Annotated in this window: 25 protein-coding genes; 15 read left to right on the top strand and 10 right to left on the bottom strand. The window is 73.7% G+C overall.

Going from position 1 to position 25,933, the window contains the following annotated elements; translation table 11 throughout:
• Positions 1 to 41: 41 nt before the first annotated feature.
• Positions 42 to 566: a hypothetical protein gene (locus ABT106_RS12340; protein WP_351275740.1), complete on the bottom strand. Its 525-nt coding sequence runs from the start codon at positions 564 to 566 to the stop codon at positions 42 to 44.
• A gap of 251 nt (positions 567 to 817) precedes the next feature.
• Here ABT106_RS12340 and fmt point away from each other — a divergent pair, with 251 nt between their 5' ends.
• The 7 genes from fmt (at position 818) to ABT106_RS12305 (ending at position 6,672) form a co-directional block, all read left to right on the top strand.
• Entirely contained in the window at positions 818 to 1,762 is a 945-nt protein-coding gene (gene fmt, locus ABT106_RS12335; RefSeq protein ID WP_351275738.1) for a methionyl-tRNA formyltransferase, read from the top strand.
• A gap of 118 nt (positions 1,763 to 1,880) precedes the next feature.
• Entirely contained in the window at positions 1,881 to 3,356 is a 1,476-nt protein-coding gene (locus ABT106_RS12330) for an RsmB/NOP family class I SAM-dependent RNA methyltransferase (RefSeq protein ID WP_351275736.1), read from the top strand.
• 143 nt (positions 3,357 to 3,499) lie between these two features.
• Positions 3,500 to 4,186 (top strand): ribulose-phosphate 3-epimerase, encoded by a 687-nt coding sequence (rpe, locus tag ABT106_RS12325; protein WP_351275734.1) that lies wholly within the window; start codon positions 3,500 to 3,502, stop codon positions 4,184 to 4,186.
• A gap of 138 nt (positions 4,187 to 4,324) precedes the next feature.
• The gene (locus ABT106_RS12320) at positions 4,325 to 5,338 is read left to right on the top strand and encodes a sugar-binding transcriptional regulator (protein WP_351275744.1); all 1,014 of its coding nucleotides are present in this window, start codon (positions 4,325 to 4,327) and stop codon (positions 5,336 to 5,338) included.
• Between the two features lie 167 nt (positions 5,339 to 5,505).
• The gene (locus ABT106_RS12315; RefSeq protein ID WP_031145007.1) at positions 5,506 to 5,727 is read left to right on the top strand and encodes a CarD family transcriptional regulator; all 222 of its coding nucleotides are present in this window, start codon (positions 5,506 to 5,508) and stop codon (positions 5,725 to 5,727) included.
• 49 nt (positions 5,728 to 5,776) lie between these two features.
• Complete coding sequence (locus ABT106_RS12310; RefSeq protein WP_351275732.1) at positions 5,777 to 6,265, top strand: guanyl-specific ribonuclease; 489 nt, start codon at positions 5,777 to 5,779, stop codon at positions 6,263 to 6,265.
• Complete coding sequence (locus ABT106_RS12305) at positions 6,262 to 6,672, top strand: barstar family protein (protein ID WP_351275730.1); 411 nt, start codon at positions 6,262 to 6,264, stop codon at positions 6,670 to 6,672. Before ABT106_RS12310 ends, ABT106_RS12305 begins: the two co-directional genes overlap by 4 nt.
• 76 nt (positions 6,673 to 6,748) lie before the next feature.
• On the opposite strand, the gene abmR is transcribed toward ABT106_RS12305, so the two are convergent.
• A complete protein-coding gene (gene abmR / locus ABT106_RS12300; RefSeq protein WP_351275728.1) occupies positions 6,749 to 7,258 on the bottom strand; it encodes an ATP-binding transcription factor AbmR in 510 nt (169 codons plus the stop codon).
• A 369-nt stretch (positions 7,259 to 7,627) separates the two neighbouring features.
• On the opposite strand from abmR, the gene ABT106_RS12295 reads away from it, so the two are divergent.
• The gene (locus ABT106_RS12295) at positions 7,628 to 8,932 is read left to right on the top strand and encodes an IS701 family transposase (protein ID WP_351275726.1); all 1,305 of its coding nucleotides are present in this window, start codon (positions 7,628 to 7,630) and stop codon (positions 8,930 to 8,932) included.
• Positions 8,933 to 9,034: 102 nt separating this feature from the next.
• Complete coding sequence (locus tag ABT106_RS12290; protein ID WP_351275724.1) at positions 9,035 to 10,477, top strand: GuaB1 family IMP dehydrogenase-related protein; 1,443 nt, start codon at positions 9,035 to 9,037, stop codon at positions 10,475 to 10,477.
• A 74-nt stretch (positions 10,478 to 10,551) separates the two neighbouring features.
• On the opposite strand, the gene ABT106_RS12285 is transcribed toward ABT106_RS12290, so the two are convergent.
• The 6 genes from ABT106_RS12285 to ABT106_RS12260 form a co-directional block, all read right to left on the bottom strand.
• Positions 10,552 to 11,784 carry a sensor histidine kinase gene (locus ABT106_RS12285; RefSeq protein ID WP_351275722.1) on the bottom strand — a complete coding sequence of 411 codons (1,233 nt, stop codon included), beginning with the start codon at positions 11,782 to 11,784 and terminating at the stop codon, positions 10,552 to 10,554.
• Positions 11,781 to 13,511 (bottom strand): sodium/solute symporter, encoded by a 1,731-nt coding sequence (locus tag ABT106_RS12280; protein WP_351275720.1) that lies wholly within the window; start codon positions 13,509 to 13,511, stop codon positions 11,781 to 11,783. The genes ABT106_RS12285 and ABT106_RS12280 overlap by 4 nt, the downstream gene beginning before the upstream one ends.
• A gap of 127 nt (positions 13,512 to 13,638) precedes the next feature.
• On the bottom strand, positions 13,639 to 13,914 hold the full coding sequence (locus ABT106_RS12275) for a hypothetical protein (protein WP_351275718.1): 276 nt from the start codon (positions 13,912 to 13,914) through the stop codon (positions 13,639 to 13,641).
• Positions 13,915 to 14,115: 201 nt separating this feature from the next.
• A complete protein-coding gene (locus tag ABT106_RS12270) occupies positions 14,116 to 14,964 on the bottom strand; it encodes a LytR/AlgR family response regulator transcription factor (RefSeq protein WP_351275716.1) in 849 nt (282 codons plus the stop codon).
• Between the two features lie 266 nt (positions 14,965 to 15,230).
• A complete protein-coding gene (locus ABT106_RS12265; protein WP_351275714.1) occupies positions 15,231 to 16,208 on the bottom strand; it encodes an SCO0930 family lipoprotein in 978 nt (325 codons plus the stop codon).
• Positions 16,209 to 16,328: 120 nt separating this feature from the next.
• Positions 16,329 to 17,333 carry a GDSL-type esterase/lipase family protein gene (locus ABT106_RS12260; RefSeq protein WP_351275712.1) on the bottom strand — a complete coding sequence of 335 codons (1,005 nt, stop codon included), beginning with the start codon at positions 17,331 to 17,333 and terminating at the stop codon, positions 16,329 to 16,331.
• Between the two features lie 477 nt (positions 17,334 to 17,810).
• Here ABT106_RS12260 and ABT106_RS12255 point away from each other — a divergent pair, with 477 nt between their 5' ends.
• The 6 genes from ABT106_RS12255 (at position 17,811) to ABT106_RS12230 (ending at position 23,513) form a co-directional block, all read left to right on the top strand.
• A complete protein-coding gene (locus ABT106_RS12255) occupies positions 17,811 to 19,301 on the top strand; it encodes an amino acid permease (protein WP_351275710.1) in 1,491 nt (496 codons plus the stop codon).
• Positions 19,302 to 19,311: 10 nt separating this feature from the next.
• A complete protein-coding gene (locus ABT106_RS12250) occupies positions 19,312 to 19,767 on the top strand; it encodes an Lrp/AsnC family transcriptional regulator (protein ID WP_007262967.1) in 456 nt (151 codons plus the stop codon).
• Positions 19,768 to 20,057: 290 nt separating this feature from the next.
• A complete protein-coding gene (locus ABT106_RS12245) occupies positions 20,058 to 20,219 on the top strand; it encodes a hypothetical protein (protein WP_351275707.1) in 162 nt (53 codons plus the stop codon).
• A 175-nt stretch (positions 20,220 to 20,394) separates the two neighbouring features.
• Positions 20,395 to 20,778 (top strand): hypothetical protein, encoded by a 384-nt coding sequence (locus ABT106_RS12240; RefSeq protein ID WP_351275705.1) that lies wholly within the window; start codon positions 20,395 to 20,397, stop codon positions 20,776 to 20,778.
• Positions 20,779 to 20,957: 179 nt separating this feature from the next.
• Positions 20,958 to 21,758: a carbon-nitrogen hydrolase family protein gene (locus ABT106_RS12235; RefSeq protein ID WP_351275703.1), complete on the top strand. Its 801-nt coding sequence runs from the start codon at positions 20,958 to 20,960 to the stop codon at positions 21,756 to 21,758.
• 42 nt (positions 21,759 to 21,800) lie between these two features.
• A complete protein-coding gene (locus ABT106_RS12230) occupies positions 21,801 to 23,513 on the top strand; it encodes a flavin monoamine oxidase family protein (RefSeq protein WP_351275701.1) in 1,713 nt (570 codons plus the stop codon).
• Positions 23,514 to 23,596: 83 nt separating this feature from the next.
• Here the strand turns inward: ABT106_RS12230 and ABT106_RS12225 are convergent, their stop codons facing one another.
• Positions 23,597 to 24,298 carry a DUF5995 family protein gene (locus ABT106_RS12225; protein ID WP_351275699.1) on the bottom strand — a complete coding sequence of 234 codons (702 nt, stop codon included), beginning with the start codon at positions 24,296 to 24,298 and terminating at the stop codon, positions 23,597 to 23,599.
• Positions 24,299 to 24,374: 76 nt separating this feature from the next.
• A complete protein-coding gene (locus tag ABT106_RS12220) occupies positions 24,375 to 25,829 on the bottom strand; it encodes a uracil-xanthine permease family protein (RefSeq protein WP_351275697.1) in 1,455 nt (484 codons plus the stop codon).
• Positions 25,830 to 25,933 lie beyond the last annotated feature (104 nt).

The raw sequence follows: 25,933 nt of genomic DNA, 5'->3' as shown, positions 1-25,933 counted from the left end.
GGGCCGTCGGGGGTCGGCGACCCGGCGGCGGACGCGCCCGGTCAGCCGTTGCGCGGCCCGGGGAAGGCCGGCGGGCGGGGTGCGCCCGCCGCGGCCTGGGACTCCTCGCGCAGGGGCTGCGGGGGCACCGAGCGGGCGGCCGGGACGGTCGGCAGCGGGCCCAGGGTGCGGGTGGTGGTCGTTGCCTCGGCCAGCGGCTCCGCCGCCTCGGCGGTCTGCGCCCGACGGGCGCCGTACCGGCGGTGCACGGCCTGCTTGGTGACGCCGAGCGCCGAACCGACCGCGTCCCACGAGAAGCCGAGCGAGCGGTCGAAGTCCACCGCGGCGGTGACCAGCGTCTCCACGCTGTCCCGGAGCTCCTGCGCGAGGCGGACGGTGGGCGCGGGCGCCCGCCCGTAGACGACGAAGCCCGTGGAGGGACCGGAGCGGCGCGGGCGGTACACATTGCCGAGCTGGGCGGTGAGCGTGCGCAGGGCATCCACCTGCCGGCGAACCCGCTCGATGTCCCGCACCAGCAGGTGCAGGCTGGCCCGGGCTTGGGCGTCGTGGGTGGCGTGGTCGGCCATGAAGAAGCCTCTCGAACCGGTGCTGAAGGGCGGATCGGGCCGCAGACACCGTTCACGACGCGGCCCGTTTTGGTCAATCTCCTTTGACCAACGCGTCACCCGGCGCCCAGGTCACGCTGTGGGGGCGTGTCGGCATATGCGAGAGGCGCGCGCGTGTGCGTACGCCCCCTCACGGCCACCGGTGGGCCGCGGGGGACCGGGCCCATAGACTGATGTGCTGCTGACAGCCGAGATAGCGAGGTAGGACCCCAGTGAAGCTCGTCTTCGCAGGCACCCCCGAGGTCGCCGTGCCCGCCCTGGACGCCCTCATCGCCTCCGGGAGGCACGAGGTCGCCGCCGTCGTCACCCGGCCCGACGCACCGGCCGGCCGCGGCCGGCGCCTCGTCGCCAGCCCGGTCGCGGAACGCGCCGAGGAGGCGGGCATCGAGGTCCTCAAGCCCGTGCGGCCGCGCGACCCCGACTTCCAGGCCCGGCTGCGCGAGATCGCCCCCGACTGCTGCCCCGTCGTCGCCTACGGGGCGCTGATCCCCAAGAGCGCCCTCGACATCCCCCGCCTCGGCTGGGTCAACCTGCACTTCTCGCTGCTGCCGGCCTGGCGCGGAGCCGCCCCCGTCCAGCACTCGATCATGGCCGGTGACCAGGTCACCGGCGCCTCCACCTTCCAGATCGAGGAGGGGCTGGACTCCGGCCCCGTCTACGGGATCCTGACCGAGGAGATCCGCCCCACCGACACCAGCGGTGACCTGCTGACCCGGCTGGCGTTCGCCGGGTCCGGGCTGCTGGCCGCCACCATGGACGGCATCGAGGACGGCACCCTGCGCGCCGTCGCGCAGCCCCTGGACGGGCTCTCCCTCGCGCCCAAGATCACGGTGGAGGACGCCCGGATCGACTGGAGGGCCCCGGCGATGCGCGCCGACCGCGTGGTGCGCGGCTGCACGCCGGCCCCGGGCGCGTGGACCGTCTTCCGCGGGGAGCGGCTCAAGCTGATCTCGGTCGGGCTCGTGCCCGACCGGACCGACCTGGAGCCCGGCGTCCTGGCCCCGGCCAAGAACAACGTGTACGTCGGCACCGGATCGCACGCCGTGGAGTTGCTGTGGGTCCAGCCGCAGGGCAAGAAGCCCATGCGCGGCGCCGACTGGGCCCGCGGGGTGCGGATCGCCCCCGGGGAGCGGCTCGGCGGCGGCGACGTAGGCTGATCCGTGGACGCGCGGCCGCGGGCCCGGCCCGCACCCCGCGTCCCGCGCGCGTCCGCACCCCGCACGTCCGCACCCCTCGCCGTACCCGTAGCACTCGTACCTCCGGAGCACCTTTCACGTGAGCGAACAGCCCCGCAGTCGTCCCGCCGCCGCAGGCGCGGGAGGCAAGCCGGCCACGTCGGCCAAGCCGCACCGCAGGCCCAAGAAGGACCCCGTCCGGATGCTGGCCTTCCAGGTGCTCAGGGCGGTGGACGAGCGCGACGCGTACGCCAACCTCGTACTGCCCCCGCTGCTGCGCAAGGCCCGCCAGGACGAGAGCTTCCAGGCCCGGGACGCGGCACTGGCCACCGAGCTGGTCTACGGAACGCTGCGCCGGCAGGGCACCTACGACGCCGTCATCAAGGCGTGCATCGACCGGCCGCTGCGGGAGGTGGACCCCCCGGTCCTCGACGTGCTCTCGCTCGGCGCGCACCAGCTGCTGGGCACCCGCATCCCGACGCACGCAGCGGTCTCGGCGAGCGTGGAGCTGGCCCGGGTGGTGCTCGGCGACGGGCGCGCCAAGTTCGTGAACGCCGTGCTGCGCAAGATCTCCGCGCACGACATGGACGGCTGGCTGGAGCGGGTCGCCCCGCCGTACGAGGACGACGCCGAGGAGCACCTCGCCGTCTACCACTCGCACCCGCGCTGGGTCGTCAGCGCCCTGTGGGACTCCCTCGGCGGCGGCCGCGCCGGCATCGAGGACCTGCTGGAGGCCGACAACGAACGGCCCGAGGTGACGCTCGTCGCCCGGCCCGGACGGTCCACCGCGCAGGAGCTGCTGGAGGCGGTCGGCGAGGACTCGGCGCTGCCGGGCCGCTGGTCGCCGTACGCCGTCCGGATGGCCGAGGGCGGTGAGCCGGGCGCGCTGGAGGCGGTGCGCGACGGCCGGGCCGGAGTCCAGGACGAGGGCAGCCAGCTCGTGGCGATGGCCCTCGCGGCGGCGCCGGTCGAGGGCCGCGACGAGCGCTGGCTCGACGGCTGCGCGGGCCCCGGCGGCAAGGCGGCCCTGCTCGCGGCGCTGGCCGCGGGGCGGGGAGCGTTCCTGCTGGCCTCCGAGAAGCAGCCGCACCGGGCGCGCCTCGTGGAGAAGGCGCTGGCCGGCAACCCCGGCCCGTACCAGGTCATCACGGCGGACGGGACCCGTCCGCCGTGGCGGCCGGGCTCCTTCGACCGGGTCCTGATGGACGTCCCGTGCACGGGCCTGGGCGCGCTGCGGCGCCGCCCGGAGGCACGCTGGCGGCGCCGCCCGGAGGACCTGGAGGGCTTCGCGCCGCTCCAGCGCGGGCTGCTGCGGGAGGCCCTGTCGGCGGTCCGGGTGGGCGGGATCGTGGGCTACGCGACCTGCTCCCCGCACCTGGCGGAGACCCGGGTGGTCGTGGACGACGTACTCAAGGGCCGGGGCGCGAGCAACGAGCCGGTGGCCGCCGAACTGATCGACGCCCGTCCGTACATGGGGGGCGTACCGGCCCTCGGGGACGGACCGGACGTCCAGCTGTGGCCGCACCTGCACGGGACGGACGCGATGTACCTGGCACTGCTGCGGCGCACGGCGTAGCGAGCGCGGGACGGCCCGGCGAGGGGCACGGGCGGGCGCGAGATCCGGTCGGATGATCCACATGATCATTCGATCGGTGCCGCGGCCGTCCCGACTTCCGGGGTCATGGCCGGAACGAGCCGGGGGCATGGCACGCTTGGGGCATGGCCCCTCAGATCAATCCCAGCATCCTGTCCGCCGACTTCGCCCGCCTCGCCGAGGAGGCCAGGGCCGTCGAGGGCGCCGACTGGCTGCACGTCGACGTCATGGACAACCACTTCGTCCCGAACCTGACGCTCGGCGTGCCGATCGTCGAGTCGCTCAGCCGTGCCACGGACATCCCGCTGGACCTGCACCTGATGATCGAGGACCCGGACCGCTGGGCCCCGCAGTACGTCGAGGCGGGGGCCGGATCGGTCACCTTCCACGTCGAGGCCGCGGCCGCGCCCGTACGGCTGGCGCGGGAGATCCGGGCCAAGGGGGCGCGGGCCTCGATGGCGCTCAAGCCCGCGACGCCGATCGAGCCGTACGAGGACCTGCTCCCCGAACTCGACATGCTGCTGATCATGACGGTCGAGCCCGGCTTCGGCGGCCAGTCCTTCCTCGACATCATGCTGCCCAAGATCCGCCGGACCCGGGAGCTGATCGCCAAGCACGGCCTGGAGCTGTGGCTCCAGGTCGACGGAGGGGTTTCGGCCTCGACGATCGAACGCTGCGCCGAGGCCGGAGCCGACGTGTTCGTGGCGGGCAGCGCGGTCTACGGGGCGGCCGATCCGGCCGCCGCGGTGCGTACGCTGCGCGAGCAGGCGGGCGCGGCCATCGCCGCGGCGCCGTGGGCTTGTGACCACTGAGTCGAGCGTTGGGGGACAGCTCGGTGAACGGCAGCCGTCCAGGCTGATCAACGGCCGCCGGATCTGACAGGATGAACGGCGAGTCGAGAGTGTGAACACGAGAGTGTGAACAGCAGTGAGGAGAACGCGGTGTCTGCAATGTCGGCGGGACGGTCAGCCCTGCGGATGGGACCCGCGGAACTGGTGCAGGCGGCGGCCATGGCGCGCCGCTTCTACCTGGAGGGCAAGTCCAAGATCCAGATCGCCGAGGAGTTCGGCGTGAGCCGCTTCAAGGTGGCCCGGGTCCTGGAGACCGCCCTCGAACGGGACCTCGTACGCATCGAGATCCGGGTGCCGGCCGAGCTGGACGCGGAGCGCTCCGACGCGCTGCGCGCCCGGTACGGGCTGCGGCACGCGGTGGTCGTGGAGTCGCCGGCCGACGCGACCGAGGACGCGCCCGACCCGGAGAACCTGGGGGCGGTCGCCGCCGACCTGCTGGGCGAGCTGGTCAACGAGGGCGACGTACTGGGCCTGGCGTGGGGCCGGTCGACCATCCACATGGCGGCCTCCCTGCACCGGCTGCCCCCCTGCACCGTGGTGCAGCTGACGGGCGTGTACGACGCCGGCACCGCGGAACGCGGCTCGGTGGAGGCCGTGCGGCGGGCCGCCCAGGTCTCGGGCGGGGACGCCCACCCCATTTACGCGCCGATGCTGCTGCCCGACCCGGCGACCGCGGCGACACTGCGCGGCCAGACCGGGATCGCGCGCGCCTTCGAGTACTTCGACAAGGTGACCGTCGCGGCCGTCTCCATCGGCTCGTGGGAGCCGGGGATCTCGACCGTCCACGACATGCTCAGCGACGAGGAGCGGGCCCACTACGCCTCACTGGGCGTCGCGGCGGAGATGTCCGCACACCTCTTCGACGCCGAGGGCCGGCGCGTCGGACGCGACCTCGGCGAGCGGTGCATCACCGTCGAGGCGGACCGGCTGCGGCGGATCCCCGAGGTCGTGGCGATCGCGGGCGGGCTGCGGAAAGCCTCCGCGATCGGGGCGGTGCTGCGGTCGGGCCTGGTGACCAGCCTGGTCACGGACACGGCGGTCGCGGACTACCTGCTGACCGAGTCCCAGCCGGGCCTGCGTCCGGCGCTGGAACGCGCCGACCCGGACGATTAGGGCGACCGGCCCGGACGGCCGGCGGGAGCGGACCCGGACGACCGGCGGGAGTGGCCCGTCCGGCCGGTTGCGCGGCCGTGTCGCGGCCTTCCCCGGGGTGGATGGTGCCGGAATTGAGATCCGAACGGCGGACCGCGCGGCGGCCTGCTGGGCGCATACTGGTTCCAATGACAAAGTCTGCAGTACCTCGCCGCCATTTGCCGTCCAGCCCGTTCAAGGCCCCCGTGGAACCGCCGCTCCGGCAGTTCAGCGTCGGCGACCGGGTCACTCACGATGAGCACGGCCTCGGCCGTGTCGTCGGAATCGAGGAGGGGATCGCCGTTCTCGTCGACTTCGGGTCGGTCCAGAAACGAATCCTGAGTCCGTACACCAAGATGGCCGCGCTCTGAGGCCACCGGACGATTCGCGAGCGAATCGGATATTTGGCACGATCGGTGCATGATCTTCAGGAGCGTGCCCCGATCGTTGCTGCGTTTCCTCGGGGCCCTGTTCCTCTGCACCGCGCTGGTCGGTGCGGCGGGCTGCGGCGGGTCGAAACCCGCGCCTGCCGCCACCAGCGCCAGTCCTGGCGCGAGCGCCGGCACGAGTACCGCCTCCGGTGACGTGCCCGGTGGCGCGTCCAGTGCCGCCGCCCCCGGATGGGCGAAGGGGATGGCGACCGTACGCGCCGGTGCGCTGCCCCGGCAGGCCCGGGACGTGCTCGCGCTCATCGACGAGGGCGGGCCGTACCCCCACCGCCAGGACGGGACCGTCTTCGGGAACTTCGAGAAGGTCCTGCCCCGGCAGAAGCGCGGCTACTACCACGAGTTCACCGTGCGGACGCCGGGCGAGCGGGACCGCGGGGCGCGGCGGATCGTCACGGGTGAGGGCGGGGAGTTCTTCTACACGGACGACCACTACGAGACCTTCAAGGCGGTTCTCCGATGACCCTGGACCCGCGGCCGCTGGGCCCCGCACTGGCCGCCGCGCGGGAGGCGGGCTGGACGACCGTACGGCTCGACCTGGACGGCGTACGGACCAAGGCCGGGCTGATGCGGCGGGCCGGGGACGCGCTGGACGTGCCGGAGTGGTTCGGGGGGAACTGGGACGCGCTCGCGGACGCCCTGCGGGACCTGTCGTGGCTGCCGGACACGGCGGGGCGGCTGCTGGCGGTCACCTCCTGGCGGTCGTTCGCCGCGGCGCGGCCGGCCGACTGGGAGACGCTGTTGGAGGTCCTGGAGGAGGCGGCCTGCTTCTGGCGGGAGCGGCCCGAGGCGCAGGACGCGCCACCGCTGACGGTGCTGCTGGCCGAGCCGCCCGCCCCGCGGGACCGGGAGCGGCGCCGGAGCGGCTGAGGGCCGCCCGCTCACGGCCGTCCGGCCCGCCTCCCGTGCGCGGGGGGCATCGTGCCCGGGAGGGGCGGCCTTCGCGTCATTCGGGGGCGGGCTTCGCGGGGTCCGCCGCGCCGGACACGTCCGGGCCCTGGGCGCGGACCCGGTGGACCTCTTCCAGGGAGCCGCGCAGGTCCGCCAGCCAGGCGTCGGTGTTGCTCCCGACCAGGCGTACGCACCAGGCCAGGGCGTCCGCGCGGCTGCGGGCCACGCCGCCGGCGACGAGGGTGTCCAGGACCTGACGCTCGGACTGCCGCAGGCGGGTCATCACCGGGACGGCGAGGTGGGTGAACAGCGTGGTCTCCTCACCCGAACGGACGCCCCAGGCGACCTTGCGGCGGTACAGCTCCTCGGCTTCCCGGGCCACCTCGATCCGCTGCTCGCGGGTGCGCTCGCGGAACTCGCCGGCGGACTCGGCCGCCGGAAGGGTGCCGACGACCGTGATCTCCTCGCGGTCGGCCGTGACCGAGACGAGGGTCTCGTAGACGTCCGCGGGCAGGCGCTCGGCGAACCACGCGCGGAGCTGCTCGCTCTGTTCGGCTGTAATCATGTAATCAACATTGCATCCGATGTCCGCTTGATCGCAAGGGCATTCCGGGACGCCGTCGTCCGCCGTGGCCGAATTCAGGCCCGGCCCGCCGGAACCGGCGGTGGGACGCCGAAATCTGGGTAGCGTGTGCGGGGACGGTCCCAGGGGTGGAGATCCGCTTTCCCCGCGCGCGATCCGTCGCATTCGTACGGCGCAATGCGCGAGGAATGGCAAAGGGGAAAGGGGATCGCGGGCCGGACGCCGAAGGCGGGCCGGGAGGTCTCCGCCTTCGCTGGTACGGCGCCCGTATGCGCGGACCGCATTCGAGTCCGCTGACGTTCGTTTCGGTCACATGGCCAGGGGACCAAGCTGGTCGCGGGGGAGGCCCGGATGGTTCGCGCAGTCCTGCCGGAGGAATCCACGAAGGAGATCTCCGAATTGATCGACGTCCTGATCCCCCTGCTCTTCGAGTCCTTACCGCGGCGGGATCAGCGAAACTGGGCCCGCGCTTATCTGAACGGCCTCGTGCGGACCGCGGGCAGGAAAACGGTCCGCAACATCGCCGGGGCCGGGTCCGGGTCCGGAAGCGGCGTCGGGATCGGGGCCGGGGCCGGATCCGTGGAGCAGAGCCTCCAGCAGTTCATCAGCAAGTCGCCCTGGGACTGGACGCCCGTCCGGCGGGCCCTCGCCCGGCACCTCGAACAGACCACCGGGCCTCCGTCCGCCTGGGTGGTCCGGCCCATGGTCGTCGAGAAGGCCGGCGACCGGTCCGTGGGCGTCGGCCGGCAGTTCGTCCCGCAGCTCGGCCGCACCGCCAACTGCCAGCAGGCCGGCGGCATCTGGCTCGCCTCCGGCGGGGCCAGCTTCCCGGTCGAATGGGCCCTCACCCTCCCCGGGCCCTGGACCAGTGAACTCCCGCGCCGCCGGCAGGCCGGCATCCCCGACACCGCCCGCTCCCTCACCCCCGCCCAGGACGCCGTGCACGCCGTACAGCGGATGGCCGCGACCTGGCAGCTCCAGCGGCGCCCCGTGGTGATGGAGGTGGCCGGCGGGGACCTGCCGCAGAGCGCCGAGGCGTTCGCCCTCCAGGGCATCCCCTTCGTCTTCAAGGTCGACGGTTCCCTCCCCGTCTCCTCCGGCGCCGCCGGGCGGCACACGCCCGGGCCGCGCACCGTGCCCGCGCGGGAACTCCTCGACTCCCCGCGCTCCCGGCGCAGCGTCGTCGAGTGGACCCCGTACGGCCGGGCCGAGGGAGCCGTGACCCTGCTGGCCGCGGCGGCGGCCCCGGTCCTGGCGTCCCCCGGCGAGGACCGGGCCGCCCCCGTGCAGGCCACCCCGCTGCTGCTCTTCGGCGCCTGGACCGAAGCGGACCCGCTGCCGTCCGAGTTCTGGGTCACCAACATGGGCGACCTGCCCCTCGCCCGGCTGTTCCTGCTCGCCCGGCTCGCCGACCGGGTCTCCCTCGACTTCGCGCGGACCTGCGAACCCGCGGGCATACGGGACTTCGAGGGGCGCTCCTTCCGCGGCTGGCACCACCACGCGACCCTGGCGAGCGTGGCCCACGCGGCGACACTGCTGGGCGGGCGCGCCGGGGCGCCCGACGGCCGCCCCGCTCCCGTCCGGAGCCGCCGGGAGCCGCCGCCGGGACCAAGGACCCGTAGGAAAGGACCAGGCGGCCCGGAATGTCCTGGATGATCGGCCCGGGCGGCGCGAACCCCAGGACATGGGAGGATGAAGTACGTGCGTTTCCTCGGCTGCCCTGTCGAGGCACCTCCGATCGACTGGGATGTTCAGCACGTGCGTTTCCTCAATGACCTGAAGCCGCCGTACGACCTGACGTACGACGATGTGTTCATGGTGCCGAGCCGTTCCGCGGTCGGTTCCCGCCAGGGCGTCGACCTCTCCGCGCCCGACGGCACCGGCACCACCATTCCGCTGGTCGTGGCCAACATGACCGCCATCGCGGGCCGCCGCATGGCCGAGACCGTCGCCCGCCGCGGCGGCATCGTCGTCATCCCGCAGGACATCCCGATCGAGATCGTCACCGACGTCATCTCCTGGGTGAAGACCCGCCACCTCGTGCTCGACACCCCGATCACGCTGGCGCCGACCCAGACCGTCGCGGACGCGCTGTCCCTGCTGCCCAAGCGCGCCCACGGCGCCGGAGTCGTCGTCGACGACGAGGGCCGCCCGGTCGGCGTCGTCACCGACCACGACCTGACGGGCGTCGACCGCTTCACACAGCTCTCCGAGGTCATGTCGAAGGAGCTGCTGCTCATCGACGCCGACATCGACCCCCGCGAGGCCTTCAACAAGCTCGACGCCGGCCACCGCAAGCTGGCCCCGGCCGTCGACAAGGACGGCAGGCTCGTCGGCATCCTCACCCGCAAGGGCGCCCTGCGCGCGACCCTCTACACCCCCGCCACCGACGCCAACGGCAAGCTGCGCATCGCGGCCGCCGTCGGCATCAACGGCGACTTCGCGGCCAAGGCCAGGCAGCTCCTCGACGCGGGTGTCGACACGATCGTCATCGACACGGCCCACGGGCACCAGGAGTCGATGATCACCGCGATCAAGGCCGTCCGCGCCCTGGACCCGCAGGTCCCGATCGTGGCCGGCAACATCGTCGCCGCCGAGGGCGTCAAGGACCTCATCGAGGCCGGCGCCGACATCATCAAGGTCGGTGTGGGCCCCGGCGCCATGTGCACCACCCGCATGATGACCGGTGTGGGCCGCCCGCAGTTCTCCGCGGTGCTGGAATGCGCCGCCGAGGCCAGGAAGCACGGCAAGCACGTGTGGGCCGACGGCGGCGTCCGGCACCCGCGCGACGTGGCGATGGCGCTGGCCGCCGGCGCCTCGAACGTCATGATCGGCTCCTGGTTCGCCGGGACGTACGAGTCCCCGGGCGACCTCCAGCAGTCGGCCGACGGGCGCTTCTACAAGGAGTCCTTCGGCATGGCCTCGGCCCGCGCGGTCCGCAACCGCACCTCCGAGGAGTCCGCCTACGACCGCGCCCGCAAGGCGCTGTTCGAGGAGGGCATCTCCACCTCGCGCATGTTCCTCGACCCGGCCCGCCCGGGCGTCGAGGACCTGATCGACTCGATCATCGCGGGCGTCCGCTCCTCCTGCACCTACGCCGGTGCCGGCTCCCTCGCGGAGTTCGAGGAGAAGGCCGTGATCGGCATCCAGTCCGCCGCCGGCTACGCCGAGGGCAAGCCGCTGCACGCCAGCTGGAGCTAGTCTCCCGCCGCCTGCGGCGCACGCTTCCCCGTGGCCCCGGCCGTCCCGCGCGGACGGCCGGGGCCACGGGCGTCTCAGAAGCGGGCGGGTCCGCCGCCCGGCGGTGAACTGTGCACGCCCGCGCGGTACTTCGGGATCCGTACCGTCACCTTCATGCCGGCTCCGACCCCGGTCTCGACGACCAGCCCGTACGGGTCCCCGTACACCTGCCGGAGCCGCTCGTCGACGTTCGGCAGTCCGATCCCCGAGGACGAGCCGGCCCGCTCCCCGGCCAGGATCCGGCGCAGCAGGTCCGGTTCCATGCCCACCCCGTTGTCCTCCACCGTGATCACCGCCTCCGAGCCCGCGTCCCGCGCCGCGATGGTGATCCGGCACTCCGCGGTGGAGTCCTCCAGCCCGTGCTTGACGGCGTTCTCCACCAGGGGCTGGAGGCAGAGGAACGGCAGCGCCACCGGCAGGACCTCGGGCGCCACCTGCAGGGTCACCTTCAGCCGGTCCCCGAACCGGGCCCCCGCCAGTGCCAGATACTGCTCGATGGAGCGCAGCTCGTCGGCCAGCGCGGTGAACTCCCCGTGCCGGCGGAAGGAGTAGCGGGTGAAGTCGGCGAACTCCAGGAGCAGGTCCCGGGCCCGCTCCGGATCGGTCCGCACGAACGAGGCGATGGCCGCCAGGGAGTTGAAGATGAAGTGCGGGGAGATCTGCGCCCGCAGCGCCTTGATCTCCGCCTCCATCAGCCGCGTCCGCGACCGGTCCAGCTCCGAGAGCTCCAGCTGCACGGAGACCCACCGCGCGACCTCGGTCGCCGCCCGCACCAGCACCGCCGACTCCCGCGACCCGTACGCCACCAGCGCGCCCAGCGTCCCGTCCTCGCCGGTGAGGGGAGCCACCACCGCCCACTTCAGCGGGCAGTCCGGCCGCTCGCACTCCGTCCGCACGCTCTGGCCGCGCCCCGACTCCAGCATCTGCGCGACCCGGGCCATCACCCGCGGCTCGTGGTGGTCGCCGCCCGGCCCGTCCCAGGCCAGCACCGACTTCCGGTCGGTCAGGCACAGGGCCTCCGTGCCCAGCAGCGACCGCAGCCGGCGGGCCGCCTTGCGGGCCGCGTCCTCGGTCAGCCCGGCGCGCAGCGGGGGAGCCGCCAGGGAGGCCGTGTGCAGGGTGTGGAACGTGGCCCGCTCCACCGGCGTCCCCAGGTCCACCGCCGCCCGGCCGTCGTGCCGGGCGTGCAGCCGTCCCGCCGCCCAGCCCGCGCCCAGCAGCAGGGCCGCGGCCGCCCCCGCGAGGAGGGTGGGCACCGCTTCCGTCACCGGGTCCCCCCCACCCGGTCGCCGGCCACGTCCTCCGGCAGGTGCAGCCGGGCCAGGATGGCCGCCGTACCGCCCGGGACGCGCGCCCGGGTGCCCAGCGACACCAGCACCATCGTCAGGAACCCCAGCGGCACCGACCAGGCCGCCGGCCAGGCCAGCAGCGTGTGCGCCCAGCCCGACGGGGCCAGCCCCGCACGGGTCGTCAGCACCGCGCTCAGCGCCGCCCCGCCCCCGGTGACCAGCCCGGCCACCGCGCCGGGCGGGGTCAGCCCGCGCCACCAGATCCCCAGCACCAGCAGTGGGCAGAACGACGAGGCCGACACGGCGAACGCCAGCCCCACCGCGTCCGCCACCGGCACGTCCCGGGCCGCCATGCTCCCGGCCAGCGGCACCAGGACCGCCACGAGCACCGCCCAGCGGAAGCTGCGCACTCCGCGTTTCGGCAGCACGTCCTGGTGCAGCACCCCGGCCACCGCCATGGTCAGCCCCGAGGCCGTCGACAGGAACGCGGCGAAGGCGCCCCCGGCCAGCAGCGCCCCCAGCAGGTCGCCGAGCAGCCCGCCCAGCATCCGTTCCGGCAGGACCAGCACGGCCGCGTCCGCGTCGCCGGTCAGGGCCAGTTCGGGGGCGTAGATCCGGCCCAGCGCCCCGTACACCGGAGGCAGCAGGTAGAAGACGCCGACCAGCCCGAGCACGACCAGCGTGGTGCGGCGCGCGGCGCGCCCGTTGGGGCTGGTGTAGAAGCGCACCGCCACGTGCGGCAGCCCCATCGTGCCGAGGAACGTGGCGAGGATCAGCCCGTACGTCGCGTACAGCCGGTACCCCCACTCGTCCCCCGACAGCGGCTGAGACCAGCTGGACACGCCGAGCCCGGCCTCGGTCCGGGTGCCCGGGACGGGGGTCCCGGGGGTGAACTCCAGGCGCGCGTGCGCCCGTACGGAGTGCTCGCCGGCGGCGAGGACCAGCGGCGCCGCCTCGTGGTCCCGCCCGTCCACCTGGCCCGTGACCGTCAGCGCGAGCGGCGCGTCCAGCGACAGCCGTACGTCCTCGGCGACCGTGACGGCGGTGTGCCGGCCGAAGACGGCCGGGGCGTCGAAGGAGGCGCGCGGAGCGCCGTCCCCGGCCCAGGCGGCCACCAGGAAGAACGCCGGGACCAGCAGCGCGGTGAGCTTGAGCCAGTACTGGAAGGCCTGTACGAAGGTGATGCTGCGCATCCCGCCCGCGGCGACGGCGGCGCCGACCACGACGGCGACGACCACCCCGCCGACCCAGTGCGGCGCACCGGTCAGGATCTCCAGGGTCAGCCCGGCGCCCTGGAGCTGCGGCAGCAGGTACAGCCAGCCGACCCCGACCACGAACAGCACCGCGATCCCGCGCACGGCCTGCGACTCCAGCCGGGCCTCGGCGAAGTCCGGCAGCGTGTACGCGCCCGAGCGGCGCAGCGGGGCCGCGACGAGCACGAGGAGCACCAGGTACCCGGCCGTGTAGCCCACCGGGTACCAGAGCATCTCGGGGCCCTGGAGCAGGACCAGCCCGGCCACCCCGAGGAAGGAGGCGGCGGAGAGGTACTCCCCGCTGATGGCGGCCGCGTTGAGACGGGGCCCCACGGTGCGGGAGGCGACGTAGAAGTCGGAGGTGGTGCGCGATATCCGCAGGCCCAGCGCGCCGACCAGGACGGTGACGAGGACGACGACGGCGACCGCGGTCAGCGCGTACGTCTGGTTCACCGGTCGGTCCTTCGGCTGGAGGAGGGTGACCGGAGTCTACGCACGGCGCCGGAGCGGGCGACAGGCGTGTACCGGCCCGCGCCCGGGCCCGCCCCGGCCGGGTGCGACGGCCCGGGGCACGGCGCTGTCAGCGGGCCGGGTCGCGGTGCTCGGCGCAGTCGCGCACGGCGATCTCCAGCTCCACGTACGACTCCTCCGCGCGCCGGAAGGCCAGCGTCAGCGCGGCCTCCGCGCGGGGCGGGACCTGGTCGCGGACGCCCTCGCCGGCCTCGTAGAGGAGATCGGCCCAGTGGGCGGCCGCGCTGCGCAGGCGGGCCAGCAGCACCTCCGCCTCGGCGGGTCCGGCCGGCCGGGTGCGGGGCAGGCCGGTCAGGGCGTCGAGCAGCGCGTGGATCTCGGACATCTCGCTCCTCCCGCACCGGAAGATCCACGATACGCGGGGGCGTCAACGGCGCCGGGCGCGTCACCCCCGCCGTGCGGCCGACGGCCGCGCGGTGTCGCCGTACGCCCGTCTCCGCGCGACGAACGGCGCCCGGGAGCGCGCCGGGTGGGCGGGCGGTGGGCGGACGGTGGGCGGGCGGTCGGGGCGGGTCGGTGCGGGGCGTCAGCCCGTCGCGTGCCGCATCAGCAGCTCCCGCAGTTCCCGCGCGTGCCGGCGGCTCACCTGGAGCTCCGCCGCACCGACTCGGACGCTGGTGGTGCCCGCGTCCAGCCGGAGCTCGTCGATCCGGGCCAGCGCCACCAGGTGGCGGCGGTGGATGCGGACGAACCCGCGGGCCGCCCAGCGCTCCTCCAGCGTCGACAGGGGGATGCGGACCAGGTGGCTGCCCTCGTCGGTGTGCAGCCGGGCGTAGTCGCCCTGGGCCTCCACGTACGCGATGTCGGCGATGGCCACGAAGCGGGTGACCCCGCCCAGTTCCACGGCGATCTGGTCCGGGGCCCGGTCGGGGGCGGCCGTCTCGGTGCCGGGCCGGCGCGGGCCCGGCACGGCGAGCGGGGCCGCCGGGACCGGACCGCCGGCGACGGCGGGACCGGCGGCTCCCGGCGGGGCCTGCCCGGCCAGGCCCAGTTGCGCGCACGCCCGGCGGACGGCCTCGGCCAGCCGCTCCGGGCGCACGGGCTTCAGTACGTAGTCCACGGCCTTGAGGTCGAAGGCCCGTACGGCGAAGCCCTCGTGAGCGGTGACGAACACGATCAGCGGCGGCCGCGCGAACCCGGCCAGCAGCCGGGCGATGTCCAGGCCGGTCAGCCCGGCCATGTGGATGTCGAGGAAGACCACGTCGATGGCGTCGGCGCCGTCCGGCCCGCCCTCCAGCGCCCGGGTGATCCGGCGCAGGGCCCCGGTGGCGTCCGAGGCGCCTTCCGCGCGCTCCACCCGGGGGTCGGAGCGCAGCAGGAAGAGGAGTTCTTCCAGGAGCGGCTTCTCGTCGTCGACGGCCAGGGCGCGCAGCATGCGGCCGAGTCTAGGGGGTGTCGTCAAAGTCGTTCCGTACGCCCGCACGGCGGGAACGAGTGTGACGACACCCCCTGGTGCGGTGGCCGCACGCCTCCTCCGGTCACGGCACCGGGCACGGCCGCGCCGGGGCACAACGGTGCGCGGCCCCCGCCCGGGGGGAGAGGGGCGGAGGCCGCGCGGTTCGGGTCGGTGGGGGGGGAGGAAGGGGAGCGGGGACAGAAGGGGAGGGGAGGGGAGCCGATGGGGGGGGGGAGGGGCCGCCGCTACTTGACGGTGATCAGCTTGCCGTCGGGGGACACGGCGTACCAGGTGCCGCCGACGCCCTGGCCGTTGGTGTCACCGGCCTTCTTGTCGCCCGAGAAGGTGTAGACGGGCCAGCAGTCGATGCTCTGCTGCTTCTTGCCGTCCGGACGGTCCAGGACCCGGTAGTTCTTCTCGATGATCCCCTTGGCGTTCGCCTTGTCCACCGGCGGCACGGCCGGCCACTTCTCCAGGCAGGCGCCCTCGCACTTGGAGACCATCGGCCACTGGGTGTCGGGCTTGAACCGGTAGACGGTCATGCCCTTCCCGTCGACGATGTGCTTGCCCAGCTTGGGGTCGTTGGCGACGGAGAGCGCCGCGTCCGCCTCGACGGCACCGCCCGCGCCGGCGCCCGCACCGCCCGCTTCCGGCGCGGGAGCGGGCGCCGGGGCGGCGACCTTGGCGGCCTTCTTGCCGTCCGGGCCGAAGGCGAACCACACGCCTCCCACACCCTGTCCGTTGATGTCGCCCGCCTTGGTGTCCTTGTTGAACCGGTACGCGGGCCAGCCGGCCACCGTCAGCTGCTTGCTGCCGTCGGTGCGCTCGACCTCGCCCAGCAGGGCCGGGTCCATGCCGGCGGCGGCGGTGACGTCGCCCGCGGAGACCACGGGCCAGGTCTTCTCGCAGTCGCCCTCGCAGTTGGACTTCGGCGGCTTGGCGATGTCCTTGTCGAAGCGGTAGAGGGTGAGGCCGCCGCTGTCGGTGAGGATCTGCCCCAGCTGCTCGTTGGCGGCCGCCGCGAGCTGTCCGGCGGGCTGGGCCCCGGCGCCGGGGGCCGTGTCCGCCACCGGCGCGCCGTACGGGTCCTGGGCGGAAGCGGCACCGGCGGGCTGGGTGGTGTCGGCGGCCTTGTCGCCCGTCGGTCCGCAGGCCGTCACCGACAGGGCTACGGCGACCGCTGCCGCCGCGAGGGTGAGGGTGCTTCCGCGCTTCATGCCCATGTTGATCGCTCCCACATGTGTGTCCGTCGTGTCGTCCTCCGCCGGAGCGGCGGCAACTGTGCTCAGGACACGGGGTGGTGGGCGCGATCCGTTCAAGGCGGCCGGTGTGGGCTCTTTCACTCACCCGGCGTCGAACCCGGCGCGCCGCAGAGCCGTGACCACAGCGAGGCCGAGGACCTGGTGACCCGAGTCGTTGGGGTGCAGCCCGTCCGCGAGGTGCTCGGGTCCGAGCAGGTCACGGCCCGGGAGTACGGCGAGGCGGCCGTCCCCGGCCGCGATCCGGTCCCGGGCGGCGCGCTCCATCGCGTCGCGCAGGGCGCCCAGGGTGGCGCCGAGCCGGTTCGGGGTGCGCTCGGCGTCGGGCCGCAGGACGGGGGAGACCAGCAGCAGGGGGGTCCGGGGGTGCCCCTGGCGGACCAGTTCGAGGAACGCGCGCGTGGTTTCGTACAGCAGGGGCGCCGAGAAGGGCACCCGGGACCAGCAGTTGGTGCCGAAGGCGAGCGTGAGGACGTCGGCGGGCAGGCCGGCGAGCTGTTCGGCGGTGGCCAGTTCGCCGCGCGCGGCCCCCGCGTAGCCGAGGTTCACGGTGTCCCAGCCCAGGGCGCGGCCGGCGACCGCGGGCCAGCCGTGGGCCGGGCGGGTGGACCACCAGCCCTCCGTGATGGAGTCGCCGTGCACCACCCAGCGCGGGGTGGAGGGTGCCGGGGTGAGCCCGCCGCCGATCCCGCGCAGGCCGAGGACCAGCGGGGACTGCGCCTCGGGCGGGTGGATGGTGAACGGGCCGGTGCCGCCGCCGAGTTCGATGCGCACCACGGACTCCGCGGCCGGTTCCGTGAACACCTCCGAGACCACCCCGTGGCGGTCCCACAGGGCGAAGCCGTGCGCGAGGTCGCGCAGCGCGTCCGTGGGGCCCGGCAGGGTCGCCCGGTAGCGGACCTCGACGGCGTGCGCCGTCTCCGTGTCGAACTCCAGCCGGACCCCGATGGGCAGGGTGGCGCGCTCGCCGGTGTCCCAGGGCAGCCGCATGGTGTCCGCCGGGTCGGCGCGCACCGGGCGGCCCCCGTCCAGCCAGGCGACGCCGCGCAGGAACGGTCCGGGATCCTGCCACCCCTCGTCTGTGCCCATCGGGCCCACCCCTCTCTCCTGCGATCACCGGCCGCGGGAACTCCCGCCCGGCCCCCGGCCGCGCCGGCCCGGCCGCCCCACCCCCCGGAGCCGCCGCGTTCACCCGTACCCCGCGGGGCCCGGTTCCACCGCCGCCGGGCGCGTCGATCCGTACGGGACCGCCCGGTCCCGGCGGCGCGCCGCGACAGATCTGACGAGGTGTCAAGAATAGGGGTTGAGGTCCCCTGCGCAGCGATCGATCATCCGTGCGCAACAAAGGACCATGGAGAACGGATCCGCGCAACGATCGTCCGCCAATGTGCAAGGATGGTGCATTACGGGCGGTATCACTCAGCTCGTAGGCTCACTCGCTGTACGTGGAGTGGCGTGGACCGCCTGCTCGGCGGTCCCCCATGCCCAGGCTCTGCCTGCTCCTGCTCCGGACCGCTGCGGTCGATGCCTCGCAACCCCCACCCGCAGCAACCAAGGAGTCCCCTCGTGCTCGATCACGGCCAGGCGCCACCGCTCTCGTCCGAGCCCCGCAGGCCCGCCCACCCGCTGCTGCGCCGCAAGCCCGTCGAGCAGCTGGTGGCCGAGGGCGGCCAGGGGGAGGGCGGAGCGCTCCGCCGCTCGCTCACCATGTGGCAGCTGACCATGATCAGCATCGGCGCCACCCTGGGCACCGGCATCTTCGTCGTGCTCGGCGAGGCCACCCCGATCGCCGGCCCGGCCGTCTTCATCGCCTTCATCATCGCGGGCCTGACCGCCCTGTTCTCCGCCCTCTCCTACGCCGAGCTGGCGGGCTCCATACCGGTCTCGGGCTCCTCGTACTCGTACGCGTACGCCACCATGGGCGAGCTGGTCGCCTGGGTCTGCGGCTGGTGCCTGATCCTGGAGTACGGCGTCTCGGTCGCGGCCGTCGCCGTCGGCTGGGGCCAGTACCTCAACGAGCTCCTCGACGGGACGCTCGGCCTGACCATCCCCGAGGGCTTCTCCGCCCCGCTCGGCGAGGGCGGCTACATCAACCTGCCGGCCCTGGTCGTGGTCCTGCTGTGCATGGTCTTCCTGCTCCGCGGCGCCAAGGAGAGCGCCCGGATCAACTCGATCATGGTCGGGATCAAGATCGTCACACTGGTGCTCTTCTGCGTCATCGGCTTCATGGGCATCAAGGCCGGCAACTACACCCCGCTGGCCCCGCTCGGCGTCACCGCGATCAGCACCGCCGCCGCGATGCTCTTCTTCTCGTACATCGGCTTCGACGCCGCCTCCACCGCCGGTGAAGAAGCCAAGAACCCGAAGAAGGACCTGCCGCGCGCGATCATGCTCTCGCTGGGCATCGTCACCGCCCTGTACTGCCTCGTCGCCCTGGTCGCGGTCGGCGCCATGCCGTGGCAGGAGTTCGAGGGCAGCGAGGCCGCCCTGGCCAAGATCATGGAGAACGTCACCGGACACGCCTTCTGGAGCATCGTCCTCGCGACGGGCGCGGTCGTGGCCATCGCCAGCGTCGTCTTCGCCGTCCTCTACGGCCAGACCCGCATCCTCTTCGCGATGTCCCGCGACGGCCTGATCCCGAAGGTCTTCGCCAAGGTCGACCCGAAGACCGGCACCCCGCGCGTCAACACGATCATCGTCTGCCTCTTCTGCGGGACCCTGGCCGCCACCATCCCGCTCGGCGAGCTGGCGAACGCCACCAGCATCGGCACGCTCTTCGCCTTCGGCCTCGTCAACATCGCGGTCGTCATCCTGCGCTACACCCGCCCCGAGATGAACCGCACCTTCAAGGTGATGCTCTTCCCCGTCACGCCCATCCTGGGCTTCCTCTGCTGCGGCTACCTGATGACCCAGCTGTCGGGGCTCACGTGGGCCGTGTTCGGTGGCTGGATGGCGGTCGGGCTCGTGCTCTACTTCTTCTACGGCATGCGCCGCTCCAGCCTGGCCACTGTCGCCTCCGAGGCCACCCCGGCCGCGGAGGCCGCCGAAGAGAAGTGATCCACCCTCTGTGCGACTGAACGATCTCGACGAACGCATCGTGCACGCCCTCGCCGAGGACGCCCGCCGCTCCTACGCGGACATCGGCTCCGAGGTCGGGCTCTCCGCCCCCGCCGTCAAACGGCGCGTGGACCGGCTCCGCGCGGAAGGCGCCATCACGGGCTTCACCGTCCGCGTGGACCCGGCCGCCATGGGCTGGGAGACCGAGGGCTTCATCGAGATCTACTGCCGCCACAACACCTCGCCGGACGACATCCGGCGGGGCCTGGAGCGGTACCCCGAGGTGGTGTCCGCGTCGACCGTCACCGGCGACGCGGACGCCCTCGTGCAGGTCTTCGCCTCCGACATGCGGCACTTCGAACGGGTACTGGAGCGGATCGCCGGAGAGCCGTTCGTGGAGCGCACGAAGTCCGTCCTCGTGCTCTCGCCGCTGCTGCGGCGGTTCACCTCGGGGGCCCCGGCCTGATCCGGTCAGGACCGGACCGGACCGCTCAGGACCGGGCTGTCCCCGCGTGTGACCACTGGGCGGCCCGCTGAAACCCCGCGCGGCGCGACCGGCGCCGCACCGGGCCGCCCCGGGCGGCGCGCGCGGCCCCGGGAGGAGCGGCGGCGCCGCGATCGGTTCCGACCGCCTCCTTGACGGCTCCCGGCGCCCGCCAGGAGACTGCGGGGGACGGCCGCGACGGCCGGTGCCCGCCGCCGGGAGCACGACCACCGCGGGACGGGACGCCGAAGACGGGAACGGGGGTGCCACCGGTGCGGACGGACCCCACGGACCCCGCAGCCCCCACGGGCGCCGTAGCCCTCACTGACCCCGCGGAGCGCACCCGGACGCGGACCACCCGGCGCTGGTGGCTGACCCGGCGCCTGCACATCGACCTCCTGCGCGTCTGCAGCGCCTTCGGCCCGCGCGGCTGAGCTCCGGACCCCGTACCCGAACGGCCCGTACCCGGCCGCCCCGACCCCATCGGGCAGGCCCGTACGCGCCACCCGTACCCGGTACGCCGCACCGACGGACGGCCCTGCCGCGCGCCCCATCGCGCCCCGGCCGCCCCGCCGCGCCGACGACCCCCGCGCCAGTCCCAGGAGTGCCATGTCGCCCACCGTCCTGCCCCGCACCGGTCCGGCCCCCGCCCCGCGCGGCCGCATCGGCGCCGGCTTCTCGCCGGTCCCGCACCGCTACCACCTGTACCTGTACGCCGGCTGTCCCCGCTCCGCACGGCTGGCCGAGGCCCTCGCCCGGCTGGGCCTGGCGGACTCCGTCGCCGCCACCGTGCTCGGCACGGACCCCGACGGGCCCGGTCACGCCGCCCTGCGCCTGGCCTACGCGGCCGCCGGCCACCACCACGACGGCACGCCGGCCGTCGCCGCGCTGTGCGACACCTGGAGCGGCCGCGTCGTCTCCGACCACGCCCCCGACATCCTCGACGACCTGCGCTTCCTGGCCGCCCACCCGGCCTTCCGCACAGCACGCTGAAACAGCCTCGCGGAGGTCCGTGGGGGTCGGAGAGGGGCACCGCGCAACGAATCGCCGGGCAGGCCGCGCAATACGCAACGAATCGATGCGCAGAGCGCAACGGTCACGGCTTGTCCCCGTCGAACGCGCGAACGTACCGTCGTATGACCCCCACACCCCTCCTGCCACAGAGGTAGTCCATGCCCCCGCTGCGCACCGCCCTCCTCCAGAGCTCCGGACGGCTCGGCGACACCGCCGAGAACCTCAAGGAGCTCGACGGGGCCGCCGCGCGCGCCGCGCGGAGCGGGGCCGGGCTCCTCGTGACCTCGGAGATGTTCCTCACCGGGTACGCCCTGGAGGTCGAGGACGTGGCCGCCCTCGCCGAACCGGCCGACGGCCCGTCCGCCGTCGCCATCGGCGAGATCGCCCGGCGCCACGGGGTGGCCGTCCTGTACGGCTACCCCGAGCGCGCGGGCGACGCCGTCTTCAACGCGGCGCAGCTCATCGGCGCCGACGGCGCCCCGCTCGTGAACTACCGCAAGACCCACCTCTTCGGCGCCTTCGAGCAGGACGCCTTCACCCCCGGCGACACCCCCGTCGTCCAGGCCGACCTCGGGGGCCTGCGCGTCGGCGTCATGATCTGCTACGACGTGGAGTTCCCCGAGAACGTCCGGGCCCACGCGCTCGCCGGCACCGACCTCCTGCTGGTGCCGACCGCGCAGATGCACCCCTTCCAGTTCGTCGCCGAACAGCTCGTCCCCGTACGGGCCTTCGAGAACCAGATGTACATCGCGTACGTCAACCGCACCGGCCCGGAGGGCGAGTTCGAGTTCGTCGGACTCAGCTGTCTGGCGAGCCCCGACGGGGTCACCCGGACCCGGGCCGGACGCGGCGAGGAGCTGGTGTTCGGCGAGGCCGACCCCGAGCTGCTGAGCGCCTCGCGCAGGACCAACCCCTACCTGCGCGACCGCCGCCCGGGGCTCTACGCCTCCCTCGTCTGAGACCACTTCCCCCAGCCTGCCGCCCGCAAGGAGCCGTACCCCATGACGTCCACGGTGCCCACCACCGCCGTCCCGCACAGCGACGGACAGCCGCCGATCACCATGTTCGGCCCGGACTTCCCCTACGCGTACGACGACTTCCTCGCCCACCCGGCGGGCCTGGGCCAGCTCCCGGCCACCGAGCTCGGCACCGAGGTCGCCGTGATCGGCGGCGGGCTCTCCGGCATCATCTCGGCCTACGAGCTGATGAAGATGGGCCTCAAGCCCGTCGTCTACGAGGCCGACCAGATCGGCGGCCGGCTGCGCACCGTCGGCTTCGAGGGCGCCGGCACCGAGGAGCTGACCGCGGAGATGGGCGCCATGCGCTTCCCGCCGTCGTCCACGGCCCTTCAGCACTACATCGACCTCGTCGGTCTGGTCACCGAGCCCTTCCCGAACCCGCTGTCCGAGGCCACCCCCTCGACGGTCGTGGACCTCAAGGGCGAGTCCCACTACGCCGAGACCATCGCCGACCTCCCGCAGGTCTACCGCGACGTCGCCGCCGCGTGGAACGACTGCCTCGACGAGGGCGCCGACTTCTCCGACATGAACACCGCGATGCGCGAGCGGGACGTCCCGCGCATCCGCGAGATCTGGGCCAAGCTCGTCGAGAAGCTCGACGACGAGACCTTCTACGGGTTCCTCTGCAAGTCCGAGGCCTTCCAGTCGTTCCGCAAGCGCGAGATCTTCGGCCAGGTCGGCTTCGGCACCGGCGGCTGGGACACCGACTTCCCGAACTCCATCCTGGAGATCCTGCGCGTCGTCTACACCGAGGCCGACGACCACCACCGCGGCATCGTGGGCGGCTCGCAGCAGCTCCCGCTGCGCCTGTGGGAGCGCGAGCCCGAGAAGATCGTGCACTGGGCCCAGGGGACCTCGCTGTCCTCCCTGCACGGCGGCACCCCGCGCCCGGCGGTCACCCGCCTGCACCGCACGGCCGGCAACCGCATCACGGTCACCGACTCCTCCGGCGACATCCGCACCTACCGCGCCGCGATCTTCACGGCCCAGTCGTGGATGCTCCTGTCGAAGATCGAGTGCGACGACACGCTGTTCCCGATCGACCACTGGACGGCGATCGAGCGCACCCACTACATGGAGTCGAGCAAGCTGTTCGTCCCCGTGGACCGGCCGTTCTGGCTGGACAAGGCCGTCGACGGAGCCGGGAACCCGACGGGCCGCGACGTCATGTCGATGACCCTGACCGACCGCATGACCCGCGGTACGTACCTGCTGGACAACGGCCCGGACAAGCCCGCCGTCATCTGCCTCTCGTACACGTGGTGCGACGACAGCCTGAAGTGGCTGCCGCTGTCCGCGAACGAGCGGATGGAGGTCATGCTGAAGTCCCTGGGCGAGATCTACCCGAACGTCGACATCCGCCGCCACATCATCGGCAACCCGGTCACCGTGTCCTGGGAGAACGAGCCCTACTTCATGGGCGCGTTCAAGGCGAACCTGCCGGGTCACTACCGCTACCAGCGGCGCCTGTTCACCCACTTCATGCAGGACCGCCTCCCCGAGGACAAGCGCGGCATCTTCCTCGCGGGCGACGACATCTCCTGGACGGCGGGCTGGGCCGAGGGCGCGGTCCAGACGGCGCTGAACGCGGTCTGGGGCGTCATGCACCACCTCGGCGGCTCCACGGACGCCTCCAACCCGGGCCCGGGCGACCGCTACGACGACATCGCTCCGGTGGAACTCCCGGAGGACTGAGTCCCCGGGCTGCGAAACGACGGGCCGTCCCCGCGCGAGCGGCGCGGAGACGGCCCGTTTCCACGGTTCCGCGCCACGCGCCGTCAGCGGCCGCCGCGCAGGGCCGTACGGCCGGGACGCCCGGCGCCGGCGCCGGGGCACAGCGCCGGTACGGGGGTCAGCAGGCAGCGGCCGACCAGGCCGACGCCCGCGTCCAGGGACTCGCGGAACTCCTCCGCCATGTCGGGGGTGCGGCGCAGGGTCCACAGCAGGCGGGCCGCCGCCCAGGCGCCCGAGCGGGCCCGGTCCAGGCTCCAGGAGCCGACCAGGTGGGTCAGCGGGTCGGCGATCTCCAGGAGGTCCGGGCCCGGCATCAGCTCCTCGCGGATGTGCTCCTCCAGCGCGACCAGCGTGTCGCCGACCCGGTCGAAGTCCGCCTCCAGGGCGGCCGGTTCGCAGTCCAGGGCCACGCAGGCCGACACCACGGACACCGCCAGGTCGTAGCCGATGTGCGCGTTGATCCCGGCGAGCGCGTGCTGGAGCGGGCGGACGCCCGGATGGCGCCGGTGCTGGAGCAGCGGGCGCCAGCAGGCCGGCGCCCGGTCCGCTTCCACGGCCGCCAGGTACCGCTCGGCGAACCGCGTGCTGAGGGTCTGCGCCCGCCGGGGCGCGGGAAACTCCCCGCGCTCGATGCGCCGGTGCAGGGTCTGCGTCACCGTCAGGTAGACCCGATTGAAGACGGCGACACCGTCCTGCGGCGGGAGCCGCTCGTCCAGGGCGCGCATCCGCGCCAGCACCGCTTCCATGGGAGGCAGGTTCGCAGGCGCCGGGCCCGATGCGGGGAACTTGGCCGTGCGCTTCGCCGGTTCGGGCGAAAACGCGTCAACGCGGCTTGTCGGGGCCGTCCCCGCGGCCCGCGCCACCGTCGCGGTCGCCGCTCCGCCCGTCCCGCTCGTCGCGCCCGTCCCCGGCGTCGTACGCCGAGGTGCCGGCGTCGAGCAGCGGCTCCTGCCCCTTGAGGTGCGCGGGGGCGAAGTACCGGAGCGTGTGGTACCCCCCGACCACCACGATCGTGCCGAGTGCGATGCCGCCGAGCTCGAAGCTGTCGGTGATCTGGAGCCGGACCCCGCCGATGCCGATGATGATGCCCGCCGCGGCCGGCACCAGGTTCAGCGGATTGCGCAGGTCCACCCGGCCGTTCAGCCAGATCTGGGCGCCGAGCAGGCCGATCATGCCGTACAGGATGACGGTGATGCCGCCGAGCACCCCGCCCGGGATCGCGGCGACGACCGCGCCGAACTTCGGGCACAGGCCGAAGAGCAGGGCGAAGCCGGCCGCCGCCCAGTACGCGGCCGTGGAGTAGACGCGGGTGGCCGCCATGACGCCGATGTTCTCGGAGTACGTGGTGTTCGGCGGGCCGCCGACCGCGGTGGAGAGCATGGACGCGGCGCCGTCCGCCGCGATGGCGGTGCCGAGCTGATCGTCGAGGGGGTCGCCCGTCATCTCGCCGACGGCCTTGATGTGCCCTGCGTTCTCGGCGATCAGCGCGATCACCACGGGCAGCGCGATCAGGATGGCCGACCATTCGAAGGCCGGGGCGTGGAAGGAGGGCAGCCCGATCCAGTCGGCCTTGCCGACCCCGGACAGGTCCAGGCGCCAGTGGTCCACGGCCTCGCCGCCGCCCACCGGCGAGTGGATCTTCCCGAAGACGAGGTCGAAGATCCAGGAGATCGCGTACCCGAAGACCAGCCCGAGGAAGATCGCGATGCGCGACCAGAACCCCGGCAGGCAGACCACGGCCAGCCCGGTGAACGCCATGACCAGCAGCGCCGTCCACTGGTCCTGCGGCCAGTACGTCGAGGCCGTGACCGGCGCCAGGTTGAAGCCGATCAGCATCACGACCGCACCGGTCACCACCGGCGGCATCGTCGCGTGGATGACGCGCGCGCCGAAGTGCCGTACCGCGAGCCCGGCGAGGAAGAGGGCGACCGCGACGACGAAGACCGAGCCGGTGACCACCGCGCTGTCCCCGCCGCCCGCCCGGATCGCCGCGGCGACCCCGACGAAGGCCAGGGAACAGCCCAGGTACGAGGGGACCCGCCCGCGCGTGGCGAGCAGGAAGACGGCCGTCGCGATGCCGGACATCATGATGGCGAGGTTGGGGTCCAGGCCCATCAGGACCGGGGCGACGAAGCTCGCGCCGAACATCGCCACCACGTGCTGGGCGCCCAGTCCGGCGGTACGCGGCCACGACAGCCGCTCGTCCGGCCGGACCACCGCGCCCGGGGCGGGGGTCCGCCCGTCTCCGTGCAGGGTCCAGCCCAGGCCGAGGCCCATGATCCACCACTTCCGTTTCCGCCGGCCGGTCGAGCGTCCAGGCGATGGGGCCCCGCCGCCGGAACGGCGCCCCACCGGCGCCGCGTCGACGAGAGGGCCTCGGC

This window comes from Streptomyces sp. NPDC002044, assembly GCF_040296725.1.
Classification (GTDB): domain Bacteria; phylum Actinomycetota; class Actinomycetes; order Streptomycetales; family Streptomycetaceae; genus Streptomyces; species Streptomyces antarcticus.
The sequence above is the reverse complement of the archived record's forward strand: the minus strand, read 5'-3'. Positions and strand labels throughout refer to the sequence as shown.